Source organism: Oleiphilus sp. HI0128 (assembly GCF_001635365.1).
Genome location: NZ_LWGG01000786.1, coordinates 1 through 2,501, shown reverse-complemented (window position 1 = coordinate 2,501; position 2,501 = coordinate 1). Strand labels below are relative to the sequence as shown.

The 2,501-nt window shown below is 44.6% G+C and carries 2 protein-coding genes; both read left to right on the top strand.

The annotated features are described in order from the left end of the window. Positions 1–153: 153 nt before the first annotated feature. Positions 154–855 (top strand): hydroxyacylglutathione hydrolase, encoded by a 702-nt coding sequence (gene gloB, locus A3763_RS11180; RefSeq protein ID WP_068760031.1) that lies wholly within the window; start codon positions 154–156, stop codon positions 853–855. A gap of 199 nt (positions 856–1,054) precedes the next feature. Then, positions 1,055–2,501 (top strand): transglycosylase SLT domain-containing protein (locus tag A3763_RS11175; RefSeq protein WP_231872174.1); only part of this gene is annotated, 1,447 nt, incomplete at its 3' end.

Below are 2,501 nucleotides of genomic sequence, written 5' to 3'. Positions count from 1 at the left end.
ATCATATATACACCAGATATAATTGTCTGAAAAAGCAGGTATGCCATGAACTTTTATCATATGATAACTCTCACTTAGGTTGATTTGTCATAGCTTAGAATGAATACTGGGTAAATTAAAGCTACTTTAGATAGAGTCTGCTTTGTTGCGAGCATGCAGGCTGTCGTTGTTGATCCTGGCTCATTTAGTGACACTCAAGATTATTTGAATTCACAAGGGCTAGACCTAGTAGCAATTCTTATCACTCACCACCACCCTGATCACACGGGAGGCTTGGCAAAACTTAAAGATCAATATGACTGTAAAAGCTTCGGCTCATCTCACTCAAAAGTTGAAGGTATCGATGAGCAACTGTCTGAAGGCGAAGCGATCAGCTTACTTGGCTTACAATTCAAAAGCCTCGACGTTCCGGGTCATACGCTTGATCATAATGCCTACTATTGCGAACAACTAGACGCATTGTTTTGTGGGGACACACTATTCTCAGGTGGTTGCGGTCGCTTATTCGAAGGCAGTGCTGAACAAATGTATAACTCGCTTGGAAAAATCCGCTTACTACCGAAGACGACACGCATCTTCTGTGCACACGAATATACATTAGCCAATCTAGATTTTGCACTGAGTCTAATGCCAGACAACCAGGCACTACAAAACTACTTAGTAGAAGCCACCGATTTGCGTAAGCGTGGCTTATCCACTATCCCCTCCACACTAAAAACAGAACTGGAGATAAACCCGTTTTTTAGAAGCAACGATCCAGCCTTAGCTTCGAATGTTAAACAACTATTCCCCAATACGAATAGCTGTGAGCCAGATATTTTTGCCGCAACAAGGCTCGCGAAAGATCAGTTCTGACCATAGTAACAACGGGTTAGCACTTACAGAGTTAAATTTGTTACTAATTATTTAGCTCCAAGCAGTTGACCCTAAAGCCCCTACTTCATAGACTGGGCGGGAAAACTTGCTTAACGCCTAACAAAATGTGTTCCTTTTCTCGCAGCAGTAAAATAGCCACCCAATCGATATGCGTCATTTTCCTCTTATAGTTCTACTTTTGCTTATTAACGCTTGCGCGAGCTTTGATTCGTCGCGCGGACAGCTTGCCCCCCCTAGCTCGGTGCCGTCAGTTTCCAGCAACACAACATCAAACAAAAGCGAACCTACCCCCGACATTGAGAGCAAGGAAAACACTCAAGTAAGCGAACAAATCTCAAATACTCAAGAAAGTGGCATTAAGCAAGCGTCAACTGCTAGTAAAGCAAAGCTCCAACCCTCCCCAGAGCACACCAGTACGACACCAGCTAGTAATTCCGACAACGAAGCACTAACAGCACCACCCTATTTAATCTCTCAAATATTTGACGAAACGGTGGAGCCAAAAGAAAAGTTTTTCGTTAGCGGCCTTTTGAGCAGCCCAGATGAAGATCTATTCAGTAGTTTTGCTCTGAATAATAAGCTTATCGACAGCGCATCTGCCGAACATAACAAACAGCAGAATCGTAACTACGAGCAATACGGTTTTATCACTCCAACTGATGAGCTGGAACAGAAAGTCAATCAGGAGCTTCAGCTTCTTCGTGATAGACCTAGCCATAACCCTGACCAAGGCGACCTGCTTGACGATATTCGAAAGCACTTTACACTCGACCTGACTCTTGACAACAAGCGCATTCAAAGCCAGTTACGCTGGTACGTAAACAACCCCAATTATCTAGACCGAACCTTTAAGCGCTCTTCACGCTATCTTCACCATGTGGTGCAAGAAGTTAAGAAACGTAAACTACCGATGGAACTAGCACTACTACCTTTTGTCGAGAGTGCCTACGATCCTTTCGCATACAGTCATGGCCGTGCTTCAGGCTTATGGCAGTTTATTCCAGGTACCGGGAAGATTTATGGTTTGCATCAAAACTGGTGGTACGATGGACGACGTGACGTATTAGCATCGACTCAAGGAGCTCTCGAATACCTGAGTTACTTAAGTAGACGATTTGACGGCAACTGGCTCCATGCTCTTGCATCTTACAACTCTGGTTCAGGCCGCGTTAGTAAGGCGATAAAGCGCAATAAAAAACTAGGAAAACCCCAAGACTTCTGGTCTTTGAAGCTTCCAAGAGAAACCCGCGCTTACGTCCCTAAACTGCTTGCTCTTGCCAAGATTGTAAAGTCGCCTGAAAAATACAACATTCAATTCCCGAAAATCGCTGATAAACCGTACTTTGAGACAGTTCAAACTGGCGGGCAGATCGATCTTGCCCAGGCAGCTACCCTGGCCGGCATCGATATAAAGGAAATATATAAACTCAACCCAGGATTCAATCAGTGGGCTAGCGCCCCCATGGGGCCTCATCGTTTATTGGTACCTATTGAGAGCGCCAAACAGTTTAAAGCCGCGCTGACTGAGCTACCTCCAGAAAAGAGGCTCAACTGGACTCGCTACAGTATAAAACGCGGTGACTCCTTAATTCGCATAGCAAAGAAATTCAACACAACTCCAGCCT